17 protein-coding genes, 1 tRNA gene and 1 riboswitch are annotated in these 16,133 nt (G+C 42.4%); of the genes, 7 read left to right on the top strand and 11 right to left on the bottom strand.

The window, feature by feature from the left end; translation table 11 throughout:
- Window positions 1-55: 55 nt before the first annotated feature.
- From thrB to OMHG_RS15980, 3 genes are read right to left on the bottom strand one after another with little or no spacing between them, the layout of a single operon-like run.
- Window positions 56-943, bottom strand: coding sequence for a homoserine kinase (gene thrB, locus OMHG_RS15990; protein ID WP_010651903.1), 888 nt, complete (start codon window positions 941-943; stop codon window positions 56-58).
- Window positions 940-2,001 (bottom strand): threonine synthase, encoded by a 1,062-nt coding sequence (gene thrC / locus OMHG_RS15985; protein WP_010651902.1) that lies wholly within the window; start codon window positions 1,999-2,001, stop codon window positions 940-942. Before thrC ends, thrB begins: the two co-directional genes overlap by 4 nt.
- Complete coding sequence (locus tag OMHG_RS15980) at window positions 1,998-3,299, bottom strand: homoserine dehydrogenase (RefSeq protein WP_010651901.1); 1,302 nt, start codon at window positions 3,297-3,299, stop codon at window positions 1,998-2,000. Before OMHG_RS15980 ends, thrC begins: the two co-directional genes overlap by 4 nt.
- A gap of 198 nt (window positions 3,300-3,497) precedes the next feature.
- Between OMHG_RS15980 and OMHG_RS18480 the strand changes: the two genes are divergently transcribed.
- The 3 genes from OMHG_RS18480 (at window position 3,498) to OMHG_RS15970 (ending at window position 6,860) form a co-directional block, all read left to right on the top strand.
- Entirely contained in the window at window positions 3,498-3,656 is a 159-nt protein-coding gene (locus OMHG_RS18480) for a hypothetical protein (protein WP_154648247.1), read from the top strand.
- A gap of 291 nt (window positions 3,657-3,947) precedes the next feature.
- Window positions 3,948-4,766, top strand: coding sequence for a squalene/phytoene synthase family protein (locus OMHG_RS15975; RefSeq protein ID WP_010651900.1), 819 nt, complete (start codon window positions 3,948-3,950; stop codon window positions 4,764-4,766).
- A gap of 543 nt (window positions 4,767-5,309) precedes the next feature.
- Window positions 5,310-6,860: a BCCT family transporter gene (locus tag OMHG_RS15970; RefSeq protein ID WP_010651899.1), complete on the top strand. Its 1,551-nt coding sequence runs from the start codon at window positions 5,310-5,312 to the stop codon at window positions 6,858-6,860.
- 126 nt (window positions 6,861-6,986) lie between these two features.
- On the opposite strand, the gene OMHG_RS15965 is transcribed toward OMHG_RS15970, so the two are convergent.
- Window positions 6,987-7,184: a hypothetical protein gene (locus OMHG_RS15965; RefSeq protein WP_010651898.1), complete on the bottom strand. Its 198-nt coding sequence runs from the start codon at window positions 7,182-7,184 to the stop codon at window positions 6,987-6,989.
- 111 nt (window positions 7,185-7,295) lie between these two features.
- Window positions 7,296-7,778, bottom strand: a complete 483-nt coding sequence (locus tag OMHG_RS15960) for a hypothetical protein (RefSeq protein ID WP_010651897.1) — start codon at window positions 7,776-7,778, stop codon at window positions 7,296-7,298.
- Between the two features lie 175 nt (window positions 7,779-7,953).
- On the opposite strand from OMHG_RS15960, the gene OMHG_RS15955 reads away from it, so the two are divergent.
- Entirely contained in the window at window positions 7,954-8,691 is a 738-nt protein-coding gene (locus tag OMHG_RS15955) for a MerR family transcriptional regulator (RefSeq protein ID WP_010651896.1), read from the top strand.
- 246 nt (window positions 8,692-8,937) lie between these two features.
- Here OMHG_RS15955 and thiE read toward each other — a convergent pair whose 3' ends face one another.
- Genes thiE through thiW form a run of 5 tightly spaced genes read right to left on the bottom strand, consistent with a single transcriptional unit; the run spans window position 8,938 to window position 12,316 of the window.
- Window positions 8,938-9,561, bottom strand: coding sequence for a thiamine phosphate synthase (gene thiE, locus OMHG_RS15950; RefSeq protein WP_010651895.1), 624 nt, complete (start codon window positions 9,559-9,561; stop codon window positions 8,938-8,940).
- Entirely contained in the window at window positions 9,545-10,333 is a 789-nt protein-coding gene (thiM, locus tag OMHG_RS15945; protein WP_010651894.1) for a hydroxyethylthiazole kinase, read from the bottom strand. Before thiM ends, thiE begins: the two co-directional genes overlap by 17 nt.
- On the bottom strand, window positions 10,317-11,135 hold the full coding sequence (gene thiD / locus OMHG_RS15940; protein WP_010651893.1) for a bifunctional hydroxymethylpyrimidine kinase/phosphomethylpyrimidine kinase: 819 nt from the start codon (window positions 11,133-11,135) through the stop codon (window positions 10,317-10,319). The genes thiM and thiD overlap by 17 nt, the downstream gene beginning before the upstream one ends.
- On the bottom strand, window positions 11,132-11,815 hold the full coding sequence (gene tenA, locus OMHG_RS15935; RefSeq protein WP_010651892.1) for a thiaminase II: 684 nt from the start codon (window positions 11,813-11,815) through the stop codon (window positions 11,132-11,134). Before tenA ends, thiD begins: the two co-directional genes overlap by 4 nt.
- A gap of 18 nt (window positions 11,816-11,833) precedes the next feature.
- Window positions 11,834-12,316, bottom strand: coding sequence for an energy coupling factor transporter S component ThiW (gene thiW, locus OMHG_RS15930; protein ID WP_010651891.1), 483 nt, complete (start codon window positions 12,314-12,316; stop codon window positions 11,834-11,836).
- An 89-nt stretch (window positions 12,317-12,405) separates the two neighbouring features.
- Window positions 12,406-12,520: riboswitch (TPP riboswitch) on the bottom strand.
- A 351-nt stretch (window positions 12,521-12,871) separates the two neighbouring features.
- Here thiW and OMHG_RS15925 point away from each other — a divergent pair.
- The 3 genes from OMHG_RS15925 to OMHG_RS15915 all read left to right on the top strand — a co-directional run bounded on the left by OMHG_RS15925 (window position 12,872) and on the right by OMHG_RS15915 (window position 15,707).
- Complete coding sequence (locus OMHG_RS15925) at window positions 12,872-14,254, top strand: alkaline phosphatase (protein ID WP_010651890.1); 1,383 nt, start codon at window positions 12,872-12,874, stop codon at window positions 14,252-14,254.
- A gap of 72 nt (window positions 14,255-14,326) precedes the next feature.
- Window positions 14,327-14,983, top strand: a complete 657-nt coding sequence (locus OMHG_RS15920) for a DUF4352 domain-containing protein (protein WP_010651889.1) — start codon at window positions 14,327-14,329, stop codon at window positions 14,981-14,983.
- A gap of 268 nt (window positions 14,984-15,251) precedes the next feature.
- On the top strand, window positions 15,252-15,707 hold the full coding sequence (locus tag OMHG_RS15915) for a GNAT family N-acetyltransferase (protein ID WP_010651888.1): 456 nt from the start codon (window positions 15,252-15,254) through the stop codon (window positions 15,705-15,707).
- Window positions 15,708-15,829: 122 nt separating this feature from the next.
- Here OMHG_RS15915 and OMHG_RS15910 read toward each other — a convergent pair.
- Window positions 15,830-15,902: transfer RNA gene (locus OMHG_RS15910), tRNA-Ala, on the bottom strand.
- Window positions 15,903-16,133: the final 231 nt, after the last annotated feature.

Here is a 16,133-nt window from a genome sequence, read left to right as displayed (position 1 = left end):
AGATTAAAAACGGAATCTGTTTTACGATAGGAGGAGCCTTTTTCTCATTGCTGATTTAGTATAGGGCTTCCACTGTTAAACCATCGACGTCAATATCCAATGACTTCACCTGATAATCACCCAGCAGGTTCTGCATCTGAACAGCGACTGCTTGGCCAGCCCCTTTGGGAACAAAGGAAAGCATAGCAGGGCCAGCACCGCTAATTACGGTTCCGTATGCACCAAGCTTTTTAGCCTCCCTGCGTATTTCTTCATAGTTTGGAATCAATGGTGATCGATAGGGTTCATGGAATAGATCCCTTTCCATCATTCTGCCAGCGAGGTTAAAATCACCGGTCAGGAGCGCGGCTATAACGATATTGCTGATTCCGCTTGCGGTGGAGGCATGGCTTCTCGGATAATCTTCCGGAAGTACTTGTCTTGCCTTTTCCGTCTTTAACTCTACTTCCGGAATGTACAGGACCAAATCAACATCAAGTACCGGGATACGGATCCAGTCAATTTCCTCCTTCGTTACAGTAGAAATGACGAGTCCCCCAAATAGAGCTGGAGCAATATTATCAGGATGGCCTTCGATTTCCGCTCCATAACGGAGTTTCGCTGCAGAACTTAGAGAAAGCCCGCAAAGCTGATTAGCTAATTCAATTCCGGCAAGGATTGCAGAAGCGCTGCTCCCAAGGCCGCGTGCTAATGGAATATCACTCGTTTCTGCAATGCTGCAGGATGGAAGCTGCCTGTTATGCCGCTCAGCAGTCTGTTTGGCAATCTGGTAGATAAAGTGATCTTCATAGCTTGTACCAGGAAAAGAGGGGGAACTGAATTCCCATTGATCGGACTCTTTTACTTCTAATGATAAGTAAAGACTTTCGGCTAAACCCATGGAATCGAATCCTGGTCCGACGTTACCGGAGCTTGCCGGGACGGAAATCCTAAAGGGTTTCATTGTTTTATCATCTCTTCGATAAAGCTCATAACCGCTGCCTCATCATTTGGTAAGGAAACAGGGTTTATTTCCATTTGGTCGATGGCTGTTTGTGGATCTTTTAATCCATTTCCAGTTAAGACAGCGACAACCTTGCTGCCTTTCTTAATGGTTCCATTTGCACATTGCTGAATGACGCCGGCAATGGATGCGCAAGATCCAGGCTCGGCAAAGATGCCCTCTTTACTTGGCAATAATTTAAATGCATTTAAAATTTCTGCATCTGTGACAGAACCTATCATGCCCTCAGATTCATCTCTTGCCTGAACGGCCAAACTCCAGCTTGCTGGATTTCCGATACGAATGGCAGTAGCAACCGTTTCTGGATTGGCAATTACCTTATCCTGCACAATAGCTGCCGCTCCTTCTGCTTCAAAGCCAAACATTCTTGGCAAGCCGGTTTGTTTCTGTTCATTGTATTCTTTAAAGCCTTTCCAATAAGCACTGATATTCCCTGCATTGCCAACTGGTATGGCGAGAATGTCCGGTGCAGATCCTAATTGATCACAGATTTCAAATGCTGCTGTCTTTTGCCCTTCCAGACGATAGGGGTTAACAGAATTGACCAGCGTAACTGGGGTCTGTTCGCTGACCTTGCGTACCATCTTCAGTGCTTCATCAAAATTACCATCAATTTCAACAATCTCCGCTCCGTACATAACTGCCTGTGCAAGCTTTCCAAGGGCAACCTTCCCTTTTGGTATGACGATGATTGCACGTAAACCGGCTCTTGCAGCATAGGCGGCAGCGGCAGCAGATGTATTGCCGGTTGAAGCGCATATGACGGACTTGCTTCCATCTTCAACTGCTTTTGCCACAGCGACAACCATGCCTCTATCTTTAAAGGAACCTGTCGGGTTAGCTCCCTCAACTTTTCCATAGAGTTCAATCCCTAATTCCGCTGACAATGCCGGTAAATGAATCAGTGGGGTGTTGCCTTCTTGCAATGTCAGTGCGGGAGTATCTCCTGTCACAGGTAAGTAATTTTTGTATTGGTCCAGAAGCCCTTGCCAGCTCATGTAATTGCATCTCCTTCGACTTTATAGTAGCTTTTTACTTCCAGAACAGTATCAAGGCCTCCTAGGTTCTCGAGGGCCTCCTGGAAATTTTCCAAGGTAGTATGGTGTGTGATGAAAACAATTTCAGCAACTTCCTTTTTCATGATAGGAGCCTGCAGAATCCGTTTGAAGCTGATTTCACGCTCATGGAAGAGAGAAGAAATCGTTGAAAAGACACCTGACTGATCCTTGGCATAAATCCTTACATAATATTGGGCATGACGTTTATCGGGTGTTTTCAATTCTTTCTTGAAATGCGGTTCAATAAACTGATTTCCGGTGACGCCAAGCCGCATATTTTTAATAACGGAAATAATATCTGAAACAATTGCTGTCGCAGTTGGTAGACTACCTGCACCGGGACCGTAGAACATCGTTTCGCCTACAGCTTCTCCATATACATATACTGCATTGAATTCATTCTTTACAGCTGCCAGGGGATGACTCTTTGCAAGAAGTGTTGGTTGAACATTTACTTCCAGTTCATGGTCATCGAAATTTGCAAAACCAATCAGCTTCATGGTATAACCCATTTGATATCCATACTGCAAATCTTCTAATTCAATTCCCCTGATCCCAGTTACTTCAACGTCCTCGAGATCTACAGCTGTTGAAAATGCGAGCCTGGCAAGAATGGCCATTTTTCTTGCAGCATCCAGACCATCGACATCCGAAGTGGGATCGGATTCTGCAAATCCCAGTTCCTGTGCTGCTTTTAAGGCATCTTCATAGCTGACACCCTCACTATCCATTTGCGTTAATATGTAATTTGTTGTACCGTTGACAATCCCCATCACCTGCTGAATATGATCGGATGACAAACCATCGGCAATACCTCGTAAAATTGGGATACCACCTGCTACACTTGCTTCATAATAAAAGTCGCATTTATTTCTGTTAGCGGCATTTTGAAGCGCTGGCCCATGCAAGGCAACCAAATCCTTATTTGCCGAAACTACATGTTTTTTGGCAGCAAATGCACGTGAAATATGCTGCTTTGCTTCTTCTATTCCACCCATCACTTCAACAATGATATCGATCTCAGGGTCATTCAGGACATCATCTGGATTGGTTGTAAGTATGGATTCATCTATCGTTACATCACGACTCTTATCCAAATCGCGAACCAAAACACGTTTCACTTGTACACTGCATCCCAGCTGATGGGCAAGCTTTTCCTGGTGGTTTTCAATCAGTTTAATAACTCCCGAGCCAACAACGCCTAAACCTAATAGTCCTACAGAAACCTTGTTTTCCACATAATCACCTCATTTAGCCCTTCAAGAAGACCTCAATTTGTATATTTAATCCATTTAAACATGAAAATAGAAGTATAGCAATAGAGAATTTTTAAACAATTTGTATAGATGTTTTATGTTACCTCGGGATTAAGAACCAAAACTGCCTCGATACAATAAACTATAATAAATAGCCCAATATAGGGGGAGGGGTTCGTAATGAATGAAGTGGTGGCGGGTGCAATATTTGTAGCTTGTCTTGGGCTTGGCTTCAGCATCGGCTTTGTCTCAGGTCATGTCGAGTTCTGGGGTGCAGCTGGTCTTGGAGCTGGTTTGATAAGTGTGTTTATTTTGCGCAAGAGTGATAAATATAGATAAAATCATGCAATGCTTGTGCTCGGTCTGGAAATCGGCTTTATCGTAATGGCGTTTGCACGCAGGAAGACATGAATTTATAATATGATAGAAGGGCTGCCAAAGGTAATTGCAGGAGATACCTTTGGCAGCCCTTCTAGTGTCGGAGACCTACAGTGAAATGCAAAATCGAGAACGGTATCGACGTCCTATAATTCGACAAATTTCGGGAAGTGACAGGCACCCAACGAGAAAAAGGGGAAGGAATTTGTTATACTTGGTATACCTCATGAATGCGTAAAGGAGGAAAGGTCTTTGAGCAATAAAGCAGAATTGGAAAAAGAAGCTATGAAGGTCCTGAAGCTTACGAGCAGGACGTTTTATATTCCTATAAAATTATTGAATTCGACATTGAAAAAGACTGTTGGCTCTGCCTATCTCTGTATGAGAGCCATCGATGAAATTGAAGACCATGAACAGTTGGATGGAGATGTGAAGCATCGCTTGCTGACTGAAACCAGCAAATTGCTAAAATCCGATTTTGACGAGGCTGCATACAGGGAGCTGATTCAGCCATATGAATCTCTCTTGCCTGAGGTTACCGTTCGTCTTGGTGATTGGCTAAGATTCTGCCCCGCGGGAATCGTCGATGAAGTGAAGGCTTCAACCAGCGAAATGGCAGAAGGTATGGCTAAGTGGGTGACGAAAGGCTGGATTGTAGAAACAAAGGAAGATCTCGATGAATATACATATTATGTTGCAGGCCTGGTCGGTGTTATGCTCTCGGATATTTGGAAATGGTATGATGGTACAGAAACGGACCGTGAGCTGGCTATAGGCTATGGAAGGGGTTTGCAGGCAGTAAATATCCTAAGAAATAAGGATGAAGATGCTGAACGCGGTGTACGATTCTTTCCGGATGGGTGGACCAGAGATGACATGTTTGCATACGCTGAAGGTAATCTCAGCAGAGCGGATCAATATATGCAGCAGATTAATACAAGGAACATCATCCTTTTCTGTAAAATCCCATTGGCTTTGGCGAAGAGAACGCTTAAAACGTTGAAGAACGGGAAAGAAAAGATGACTCGAGCAGAGGTTGAGTCTACAGTGGATGAAATAATTAACGAGTAAAACTGTTATAGAAGCTCCCCTTTAGGGAGACAGATCAAATAAATCTGTCTGCTTAAAGGGGAGTTCTGTTGTTTCGTGTTAAAACATTTATCTCTTGCTGTATGTTCGATAGGGTCATGAGCTGAATATTTGAGAATAACTATTCAATCACCGAAGTGCATCGTTGCTGAAATGCTTTAAGTTTAATTAGCAGGGAAGCATCGCAAAGATTTGGGCCACTGGATTGATTGATGAAAAACATGATATTCCCTATGCCTCAACTATTGATGGTGTTTTAAGTTAGCACGGAAAAAAACGGTAGATACAAAGGTTTAAGCCCGTATTTATGCACGCAACCAGGGTATATTATTTGTAAGATGGATAATAAATACCTATAATGGAAGACTGTGTTACTAAAATGAGCAAGTTGGTGGAATATCGTCGTTAATTAGTTGATGTCAGGCATGATTGGCTGGCAATTAATTTTTCATCCAACGGTCTTTAATGACAAAATGGAATATCATATTATGGACACTTGCTCCTAACAAAATTAGGAGGTAAAGCGTGGATTCAAAAAAGAAGAAGGAAATTGATTGGCCGGTATTTATCATAAGTGGCGGATTTTTACTTGCATTTATTTTTCTATCCTTGATTAATAATGAAAAGGTAGGAGAGGTTGTCAATACATTATTTGCCTACAGCTCGGATTTATTTGGAGCCTATTGGCAATTGCTGTTACTTGCAAACTTTTTTATCGGTTTAGGATTGGCAATTTCAAAATATGGAAAAGTGAGGCTTGGTAAGCAGGACAAGCCTAAATATAGCTATTTCGGATGGGTATCCATGATATTGGTTACCTTGCTCGCCAGTGGCGGTGTATTCTGGGCGGCAGCAGAGCCGATGTATCATTATATGGATACTCCACCATTATTTGGCGGCGGGCAATTCAACAATATGAGCGCTGCATTTGCGCAAGCATTCATGCACTGGGGATTTACGGCATGGGCAATACTGGGCACACTTTCAGTTATTGTAATGATGTATGTGCATTATAATAGAGGCTTGCCGTTAAAGCCGAGGGGATTGCTGTATCCCATGTTTGGTGAGAAGATTTATCATAAGAGTGTCATTGGGTCAACAGCTGACATCTTCTCCATCATTGCAACGGTGGCGGGTACATTGGGACCTCTTGGATTTCTGGGATTGCAAATATCCTATGGACTGAATCACCTATTTGATGTTCCAAACACACTGGCAGTAAGCATTATCGTTGTAATGGTGCTGGTTTTAATTGCTGCCATTTCAGCGGCCACCGGTGTTGACCGCGGAATTTATCATCTTAGTAATTGGAATGTGAAGTTCACAATTCTATTGGCAGCGATTGTACTTGTAATTGGACCAACTACGTTTATTATAGATGCATTTGTAGGCGGGACAGGTGCTCATCTGCAGAATTTCTTTACAATGAGCATGTTCCGTGGGGATGAAGGTTGGCTTTCGCTATGGACAATCTTTTTCTGGGGATGGTTTATTGGTTATGCACCAATGCTCATTGTTTTTATAAGCCGAATTTCCCGCGGACGTACCATTCGTGAATTGATCATTGCTGTATCAATTATTGCTCCAATCGTTAATAACTTTTGGTTTTCAATAGTCGGTGGTACAGGTGTTTTCTTTGAAAACAATAACCCTGGCTCCATATCAAATGCTCTGAATGAAGGTGGCATGCCTGCAGCTGTGATGGCTATAACGGACCAGCTGCCGATGGGGACTTTAATGGGAATGGGATTCCTGCTAGTTTCTATTATTTTTGTTGCTACCACAACAGATACAATGGCCTATACTGTTGCGGCAACACTTTCGGGAAATGACCATCCGAAGCGCTGGCTGCGGGTATTCTGGGCATTGATCTTTGGAGCGACAACAATGGTGATTCTTACAATCGGAGAAGATAGCATCACGTCGATACAAAATTCTATTGTAATTACCGCCGTTCCGGTTTCCTTACTGTTGCTGCCACCATTATGGCATGCACCACGAATTGCGAAAAAGATGGCATTGGAACAAGGGCTTATCTGGCAGCGCGAAATGATGAAAAAACAAGATAGAAAATAGAATTTCCCATGCGAAATCGTGCAGAAACTATGATGGACTGCACAGATTCTACTTTAAATGTGAACTGCACCTTCTTTGTCGGACAGGATGACGAAGCAGGTGCAGTTTTTTTATTGCATCGGAAGGTTATCTTAATTCACGAAACAGGGCTTTTGATGCCAGGTAAAGTAATGCGAGCGCAAATACGATTACTGCGATAGATCCTAAGCCAATTAAGATGTTGATCACCGTTGCTGATAGGAAAGAGGCAGCAAGAGAAGTGACAACAATAAGTGCAAATCCAGCAAGAACAGCCGTCAAGAACAATAAAGCTAACTGATACATATTCATCCCTCCTTTCTTCAACATATGAAAAAAGGATGAACGCTGATTGTGTGGTTCACTATCCAATAATAGGAGCAAAGGAAGCTATAGTGGATTTATACATGTGTGGTACTAAAAGCATTGGAAACTTACAATACGGTCAAGGCTTATTCCGAAGAATACCCATCTAAACCCAGTCCATCTAAACCCGGCAATTGAATTTCTGCCAACAAAGATTGGGAAGAACCAAAACCCGTCACGCCATAGCCAAATATAGGTATTCCTGAACAGACAGCCGCGGATTCCTCCTGGATCAATGGCAAAGGGTTGAAATTGCGATTGCGTTGGTGTGAAGTTGGGGGGCGGAGATGTCGGCATGCCGCTCGGGACACCAGGTCCGCCACCTGGACCGCCACCCGGGAAACTACCTGGTCCGCCGGGTCCGCCACCCGGACCGCCACCTGGGAACCCGCCAGGCCCACCACCCGGGAATCCACCAAATCCGCCACCAGGGGAACCCCCTTGGCTTCCTGAGCCTAACATCTGATCAAGCAAGTTACCCGGAAGATTAAATTGTCTCTCGTCATTGTTATAAGGTTGTTGATTATATTTCAACGGCTATTTTCCTCCTCTATAATTAATAAAATCATTCTCTTTACTATATGAGGGATTAGTCCAGTTGGATATAAATTCATTCAGAATGGGCAAAAGTGGAAGAAGAAATGTCCATATTTGGTTGACTCTTCCGTTACGTTATGACTTATAGTGAAAATGAAAGGAGGAATCAACGATGAAAGTAAAAGAAGTTGCCGATTTGGCGGGGGTTAGTGTCCGCACACTGCATCATTATGATGAGATTGGCTTACTAAGTCCTAAAGAAAGGGAGGAGTCGGGTTACCGAGTTTACACTCACACGGACCTGGAAAAATTACAACAGATTTTATTTTTCAAAGAGCTTGGCTTTCCCTTGAAGAAAATTAAGGAAATAATCAACGATTCTTCTTTCAACCAGAAGGAAGCATTGGAGAATCATTACAAATTGCTTCTTGATAAGCGAAGAAGGATCGATAGCCTGATTGGTACAGTTGAGAAAACCATTCAATATAAGAAAGGTGAGATAGTTATGACGGATGAGGAAAGATTTGCAGGATTTGATTTTAGCGAAAATCCCTATGAGCAGGAAGCCCGCGATCTTTGGGGTGAAAAAACTGTAAATGATTCGAATGCAAAAATAGGAGGGATGTCAAAACAGCAGCAACAGGAATTGGGGGAAGAATTCAATGAAATCTACCGCAAATTGGCAGAGATTCGCCATGAAGCGCCCGATTCGGAGGATGCCCAAAAAAGAATCGAAGAATGGTATGACTATCTGAATAAGATAGGAGATTATTCGTTGGATGCTTTCAAAGGGCTTGGGCAAATGTATGTTGATGATGAAAGATTTACCAAAAACATTGATAAGTTTGGTGAGGGATTGGCTGTATTTATGCGTGATGCAATGGCCTATTATTCAGATATGCATCAATAATAATGGCAGGAAATATTATCGTTCTAACGCTTAAATCAGCAGACAAAGAAAAAGGTGGCGAGGACACATTATAAAAAACGTAAAACAGCCTTGTTTTTATCAAATAAATCCGTCTGGAATCAGACGGATTTATTTGCCTACTGTAAGCATTCATTATTGAAGACGTGTCTCAAATTGGGAATCCCTTACAGTAAGATAGCAACCTTTTCTTCCATGCAATTTTTCAGCATCGTAAAAAGCTTAATCTTATAAAGCATGGACAGCCCCATCTATATCGGACGCTTTTGTAACGGCAGAGATAAAGGATACGCCGTCTGCCCCAGCCTGTATAACAGAAGCAGAATTGCCGGGGTTAATGCCGCCAATGCCTACAATTGGCAGTTCCGGAAAGTGTTCTCGCAATGCCTTGATCCAATCGAGCCCTACTGCCGATTTTGCATCGGTTTTTGTATCAGTTGCAAAAATCGGCCCGGCCCCAATATAGTCGACCAATGAAATAGGGCTATTCGTTACCTCATTCCAATTCGATACGGAGAGTCCGATAATCTTTTCGGGATAGCGTCTGGAAAGCTCCGCAACGGACTGATCCTCCTGTCCAACGTGTATTCCATCCGCTTCCAACGGATCAACGAGTTCGATATCATCATTAACAATGAAGGGAATGTCATATACTCGGCAAATATTCCGAAGCTGTTTTCCTAAGTGTAGTTTGGCATTGCCTGTTAGTGAACCGGCTCCTTTTTCACGAAACTGAAATGCTGTAATTCCTGCCTTTGCTGCTGCTTCCAAAATGGCTAAGGGATTCCCAACACAATTCTGGCTCCCCATGATCAAATATTTGCGTAAGATCTGTTCAACGGATCGTTCCATGACCTGCACCTCCGTTAAGAGATTCATAATCAAATGAAAGGCTGTCGATAAAAGGAGGGATAAAGGTGCCAGATCCATTTACTCCTTTACAGGCAACGGCATATTCAGCAGCTAAACCATAAAATTTAACGGCTGCTAACGCCTGCTCTGCTGGATTGTCGTCCGTTGTAAGACATGCTGTGATGATAGATCCAAGCAAGCAGCCGGCACCTGTAACCTTTTTTAAGATTGGGTGGCCAGTGTGATTTCGAATTAGTTCCTTTTCTGTACAAATAATATCGATCTCATCCGTAATAACAGCGGTAGTATCGTAGACCTCAGATACTTTTTGGGCAATTTCTTCCGTGTTGCCACTCCCGATAGACTCAACACCTTTTGTTTTCCAGGGGATTCCAGCGATGTGAGCTAATTCACCTGCGTTCCCTTTGATGACAGTAGGATGCACCTCATCCAATATCCGCTTTACTGCAGCAGTGCGAAAGGGGGTTGCTGCGACACCTACAGGATCCAGCACTACGGGAATATTTCTTTCATTGGCCGTTTTTCCGGCAATGATCATAGAATTCAGTTCCTGTGATGTCAGAGTACCTATATTGATTAGAACTCCATCAGCAATGGACGCAATATCACGAGCTTCTTCTGGAGCCTTTGCCATGATAGGTGCAGCTCCAAAAGATAATAGCCCATTAGCGGTGAAATTCATGACGACCTGATTCGTTAAGTGATGGATTAATGGATTTTGTTTTCTTATCTTTTCAATAATTTGTTCCATATACAATCTTTTCCTTTCTTGCTGCCCAGTGGTTTGTTGGACCGTTTCCGGACCCTAGCGGAAATGCATGCTGGATCGCTGTTGTTACGAATTGCTTCGCTTCTTTAACGGCATCGTATAAAGGGACCCCCATACTCAAATAGGCGGTAATGGCGGCTGAGTACGTACAACCTGTTCCATGGGTGTTCGTTGTTTCAATTCTGGTTGCCGAGAATCTATTCATGGTCGATCCATCATAAAGAAAGTCAACTGCCTCTCCTGCCATATGACCACCTTTTACTAACGCAGCTCCGGCACCGAATTTAGACACAATCAGTTCAGCAGCCTGTTTCATATCATCGGTTGTTTGTATCTTTTCCCCAATCAGATATTCTGCTTCCGGAATATTCGGCGTCACGATACTGGACAGTGGTAAAAGATGCTGACGCAAGAAATCCCGCGCTTCAGTTTCCACTAAAGCATCCCCGCTAGTTGCTACCATGACAGGGTCCATTACATATGGAGCGTTTATATGCTGGATTTTATCAGCAATCAAATGCATCATGTCGATATTGGAGATCATACCAGTTTTAAATGCATGGATTGGCATATCCGTAGTAACAGAATCAAGCTGCTGTTCAATGATTGGTAATGGAACATGATGTACAGCCTGAACACCGGTCGTATTTTGTGCAACGACAGAGGTGATCACGGACATGCCATAGCTCTTGAGCTCCTGAAATGTTTTCAAGTCCGCCTGGATTCCTGCTCCACCGCTTGGGTCAGTGCCAGCAATTGTGAGTGAGCATGGTATATGGTTCATCGGCTGGACACCGCCTTTCCGCTTGGCCAGTCCTCACATGTCAGAGCCATTTCCCAAAATGCTAACTCCAGCTGGCAGCTTTTGCGAAAAGCATCTTTTATGCGCAGAATCTCTGCCCCGGATGCATCCGCAGCCTGTTTATCAAGCCAATTCCGCAAGTTCTCCGTCGTTTCACCTACATCGGCATAAAACGTAATCCATTGATAGAAAGGGTGATCCTTGGCTGGCCTGAATGTTTCAATCAGATATTGGCCGATTTCCAAATATGTCCATGGACAGGGAAGCAGGGCTCCCAGCGTCTCACCGAGTGTTCCTACTTGTGCGTGATACATCATATGCTTGACATAATGATCGGCGGTAGGAGGCAATTCCTTTCCTTGCAGTTCTTCATAGCTCTTACCGATATAATCACAGAAATTATGATGCGGATGAATTTCATCATGCAGAACGAAGTGAATCTGGCTATGAAAATAGGCAATTTCCTCCCGTGCTGCTGTCTTGGAAATGGCCATGCCATAAATACGCATGAAAGCATTCAAGTATTCATAATCTGCCTTAATATAGTGGGCAACTGCCTCGGCAGGGAGTTCACCCTTACCAATTCCCTGTACAAACGGATGGTGAAAGATCCGTTGGAAAATGTCGTCGTTTTCATTTCGCAACTCTTTGGTAAAAGTCATATCTTATCCTCCTCTTATTTAAACGCGTGCAATCGAATTTGTTTTAACCTTTGATACAACGAACCAGCCAATACATGCGCCGGAGATGCTGCTGATGATAAACCCTGGCAAGAAGGCAAATACTCCGACAGTCGTACCCATGAATATATAAGCGAATGGTACTGCAAAAAGCGATCCAAGAATACCGGATCCGAATGCCTCTCCGACAATGGCCCAGGATTTTCGGCCGACTTTCTTATAGAGATAACCAGCAAAGAAAGCTCCAATCATGCCTCCAGGGAATGCCAGCAACGTACCAGGACCAAATAGATTGCGGAGCAGCCCGATCATAAATGCAATGACTACTGCTGGACCGGGTCCGAGCATAATACCGGCCATCACATTGACAGCATGCTGCACAGGGTAGGCTCTTGCTATTCCTGTCGGGAACCATAGGAGCTGTGCGCCGATTGTTCCGATTGCAATAAATACTGCCATCGTAGTTAGCGTTCGTGTTCTCATATTCTCTCCTCCTTTCTTAACCAATCAATACCAAAAAAGCCAGATCCGTAAAGGACCTGGCTTACTAAGCTGAAAATAGAAAGGACGGCAAATTCGTCCGACTACTTCCCTCCGCTGGTATTAACCAGATCAGGTCCATAAGAGTCGGAAAGTTACGTGCTTTCCTCTCAGCCCACACAATATTGAGCACCCCTAGTAGTTCTTTCAAATTTATTGAATTGTTAAATCAATCATAACAGAGATGATTCGGTTTGTCATAGAATATTTTCTGCTTCTGATGCTCTTTGAGGATTTGTTAATTTGATCAAACGTTTGATCAAGGAAATTATTCTGCATTTTTAAGCAGTAGAAGAACGTGTTTGCTTTTTTATATAAAATATACTGCAGGACGGAAAAGTATACTGCCTGATTTCATACGTGGACTAATCCTTTATTCCTGTTTACTTAGTACCTCTTTTTTTCATTAATAACTAACATCCAGTTTACAGCAAATTAATAGTTTACTAGTAGAATTGCTAGTGTCAAGAGTAACCAGAAATAGAGGAGGAAGTTAAATTGTCAAACAAGAAAATAGGTAAAAAGCTAATCCCGATTGCTGCAGTAGCGACCATTGCTTTCGGAAGTATGCTGGGCGGATTTTCTCAGGATGCGGAGGTAGAGGCAAAGAAAGGGAATAAAAGCCAAGGGAAAATCAAGAATGTCATCTTCATGATTGGTGATGGAATGGGCCCTACATATAATACAGCATATCGTTCTTACCAGGATGATAAAACAACACCATACATGGAAAAGTCAGCATTTGACCAGTATTTAGTGGGGATGCAGGAAACCTATCCGTGGGATGAAGAAGAAAGCATCACAGATTCAGCAGCTGCTGCTACTGCGATGTCAGCTGGTATTAAAACATACAACGGTGCCATCGGTGTGGATAAAGATAAAAAGGAAGTTGAGACGGTATTGGAATCAGCGAAAACAGATGGAAAAGCAACTGGCCTAGTATCTACATCACAAGTTAACCATGCAACACCGGCATCATTTGGAGCGCATGATGAATCCAGAAATAATTATAATGATATAGCCGATGACTATCTCGATGAGAAAATAAATGGAAAGCCAAAGATTGACGTCATTTTAGGAGGGGGAACCTCTTATTTTGAACGTACTGACCGCAATCTTACGCAAGAATTCAAGGATGCCGGTTTCAGTTATGTCACCAGTAAAGAAGAGTTGTTAAATGACAAGAATGAACAAGTTCTTGGTTTGTTTGCTCCAGTAGGATTAAATTACACATTGGACCGCCCGGAAGAACAGCCTTCACTAGCGGATATGACAAATACAGCATTGGATCGCCTAAGTGAAGATAAAGATGGTTTCTTCCTGATGGTGGAGGGCAGCCAAGTGGACTGGGCAGGTCACGATAATGATATCGTAGCTGCGATGAGCGAAATGAAAGATTTTGAGGGTGCCTTTAAACGTGCGGTGGAATTTGCTGAAGAGGATGGAGAAACCTTGGTTATTACTACGGCAGACCATTCTACGGGCGGTTTTGCAATGGGAATCAATGGAGAGTACAAATGGGATCCCGCTCCACTATTGGCAGCAGAACGCACACCAGATTTCATGGCAGCGGAAATTGCGAGTGGTGCTGATACCGAAGAGGTTCTAAACCAATATATTGATCTTGAATTAACCAGCGAAGAGATTCAATCGGTCAAAGATGCGGCAGAAACAACTGACGTAACGGCAATTGATAATGCGATTGAACGTATCTTTGATGTTCGTTCTGGAACAGGCTGGACAACCGGCGGGCATGATGGAGTCGATGTGAATGTCTATGCTTATGGACCACAAGCTGATAAATTTGCAGGGCTTCATGATAATCATGAAGTTGGGGAAATGGTTATAGATGTTCTAAAGAATCATAGAAAAGGAAGATAATTAAGAAGCCCTGCTGCGAAAAGAGCAGCAGGATTCTTATCTTTTTTAGCCACTTAGACTGGAGGGATATCATTGCGAAAGATTATGTTAGCCATTATGGCTGCGGCGTTACTTGCCGGTTGTAATGTGAACAATGAATCAAAGGGGGAATCGCGGGGGGGAAATAATCAGGTACAAGCTGCTTCCCTGCAGAATGGAGATAAATATACGAATAATCCTCAAGCCCCAGCTACCGATACATTAAAGGAAATCGACCAATCATTCGGTGACGAGGATGGAGAAGTAATCCTAAAGGCACTATCGGATCATAAGAGTGCGCATACGCTTGGCCCAATAGAATTGACGATCGATGAAGTGAAGGTAATGAATTATATTCCAGCAAACCATCTAATCGATTACTTTCATGGATTTACCCACAATGAGACCAATTTTAATTATGTGAAATTAAAAGTTACTGTTAAAAATAATGCTAGCCAGACAGTGGATTTTGCCCCTGTATCGATTCTGGAGACGAATGAGGGGGAAATGAAAGACTTTGAGGATGATTTCTATTTACAGAGCCTTCATGGTCAGCTCAAGCAGCAGGAAGAGAAATCCGGGGAACTGGCATTTATTATCGATAAAACAGATCCAGAGAATCTTTCTAATATAAACATTACCACGAGTGACGTTTTTAATATGGAAGAAGAACCACTTGCAGAAGGGGAGACCATTCAAATTGAATTTTAATGACTAGTTAGCTAACTTTATTTCAAACCAAAGAAAGCTGCATCTACTTTATTGGATGCAGGCTTTTTATGTTGGAGCGGAGGAAATTTGGACTGTTTATTTACAGAAAAAATAGTATACTTAAGAAGTCTAAAACTTTTAAGCAATAGTTGCTAAAGGGGGCGTTCATTATGACAAAAAATATCATTTTTATAAATAACGGATACAAGGGGATAATGGCTAATTAAAATTAGTTTAGCATTTCCCCGAATTTTGAAAGGGGAAAATTATGGGTAAAGAAAAAGTGGAAATTGTAGAATTAAATGCGGAAAACTGGTATGAATGTTGTGAATTAGAAGTGTCAGAAGAACAAAGAGAATATATTGAGCCTAATGCAATATCTATAGCTCAGTCAAAGTTTGAGCCAACATTAAAGCCATATGCTATCTATGCTGAAGAGAAAGTAGTTGGCTTTTTGATGTACAATTCTGTTCAAGAAGAACTTGGTGGTTATTGGGTATATAGAATAATGGTAGATAAGAAATATCAAGGCAACGGTATAGGCAAAGCTGCAACTAAATTAATGATTGAAGAGATGGAGAAACTATCGGATGCGAAAAAAGTTGTTGTAGGTTATCATCCTGAAAATTTAGGAGCACATAATCTTTACGCTAGTTTGGGTTTTATTGATAATGGTGATAGGTTCGGGAAGGAAATGGCAGTCATTAAAAATATTACTGCGTGATAGAAATAACTTCAATATGGATGGCTATTATTTAGCCCGTTCTTATTAGGGTGACTGGTGACTTGCCCTTCAATCAATCCGAATAAAAAGAAAAAGCCCTTGATTATCAAGGGTTTTCGTTATGGAGCATAGCGGGCTCGAACCGCTGACCTCTTCGCTGCCAGCGAAGCGCTCTCCCAGCTGAGCTAATGCCCCGAAGCTGCAATTTACATTATATCGATTCTTCTTCTATTTTTCAAGAATAATTTTCAGACCCCCCTCTTTTTGTAATCCTATAAAATTTTAAATGAAAGATTTCGATCAGGACTAATTAACCATTTATCTAAAAATATAGTATAAATGGTCTGAATTTACAATATATTTACAAATATCTCGTGGAAACCGAGTCGTTTTTATGCAATATTTAAAAAGAGACTAGTGCGAATA

Origin of the sequence: Oceanobacillus massiliensis str. N'diop (genome assembly GCF_000285495.1) — a bacterium.
Classification (GTDB): Bacteria; Bacillota; Bacilli; order Bacillales; family Amphibacillaceae; genus Oceanobacillus; species Oceanobacillus massiliensis.
This window is presented reverse-complemented; position numbering and strand designations above follow the sequence as displayed.

Excerpts from the sequence above, each read along its gene's own strand:
- thrB (WP_010651903.1), bottom strand. The coding sequence starts at position 943 with ATGAAACCCTTTAGGATTTCCGTCCCGGCAAGCTCCGGTAACGTCGGA.
- thrC (WP_010651902.1), bottom strand. The coding sequence starts at position 2,001 with ATGAGCTGGCAAGGGCTTCTGGACCAATACAAAAATTACTTACCTGTG.
- OMHG_RS18480 (WP_154648247.1), top strand. The coding sequence starts at position 3,498 with ATGAATGAAGTGGTGGCGGGTGCAATATTTGTAGCTTGTCTTGGGCTT.
- OMHG_RS15965 (WP_010651898.1), bottom strand. The coding sequence starts at position 7,184 with ATGTATCAGTTAGCTTTATTGTTCTTGACGGCTGTTCTTGCTGGATTT.
- OMHG_RS15955 (WP_010651896.1), top strand. The coding sequence starts at position 7,954 with ATGAAAGTAAAAGAAGTTGCCGATTTGGCGGGGGTTAGTGTCCGCACA.
- thiE (WP_010651895.1), bottom strand. The coding sequence starts at position 9,561 with ATGGAACGATCCGTTGAACAGATCTTACGCAAATATTTGATCATGGGG.
- thiM (WP_010651894.1), bottom strand. The coding sequence starts at position 10,333 with ATGGAACAAATTATTGAAAAGATAAGAAAACAAAATCCATTAATCCAT.
- thiD (WP_010651893.1), bottom strand. The coding sequence starts at position 11,135 with ATGAACCATATACCATGCTCACTCACAATTGCTGGCACTGACCCAAGC.
- tenA (WP_010651892.1), bottom strand. The coding sequence starts at position 11,815 with ATGACTTTTACCAAAGAGTTGCGAAATGAAAACGACGACATTTTCCAA.
- thiW (WP_010651891.1), bottom strand. The coding sequence starts at position 12,316 with ATGAGAACACGAACGCTAACTACGATGGCAGTATTTATTGCAATCGGA.
- OMHG_RS15915 (WP_010651888.1), top strand. The coding sequence starts at position 15,252 with ATGGGTAAAGAAAAAGTGGAAATTGTAGAATTAAATGCGGAAAACTGG.